Genomic DNA, 253 nt, shown 5'->3' on the forward strand with positions numbered 1-253 from the left:
GTGACTGATCATGCTGCGACGCCAGGCCCTCAAACTCGGTAGCGTTTTGCTCAGTGCCCTGACCCTGGGCGGCTGGAGCCTGTTCCGCAACAAAGGCAGCGAACCCCTGCTGCTTTCGGCGCGTGACGATGGCGACGGCAAGCACTATGCCGTGGGTTTTCGCCTGGACGGCACCCAGGTGTTCAGCACCCAGGTCGCCCAGCGTTGCCACGCCATCATCCACCACCCCGAGCAGCCGATCGCACTGTTCGTC

1 pseudogene is annotated in these 253 nt (G+C 64.0%); it reads left to right on the forward strand.

Features of this window, described 5'->3' with window-relative positions:
* Window positions 1-10: 10 nt before the first annotated feature.
* A pseudogene (locus tag SB765_RS31775) lies at window positions 11-253 on the forward strand (DUF1513 domain-containing protein); the annotation flags it as partial.

It is taken from the genome of Pseudomonas sp. SIMBA_067 (assembly GCF_046534675.1).
Lineage (GTDB): Bacteria > Pseudomonadota > Gammaproteobacteria > Pseudomonadales > Pseudomonadaceae > Aquipseudomonas > Aquipseudomonas putida.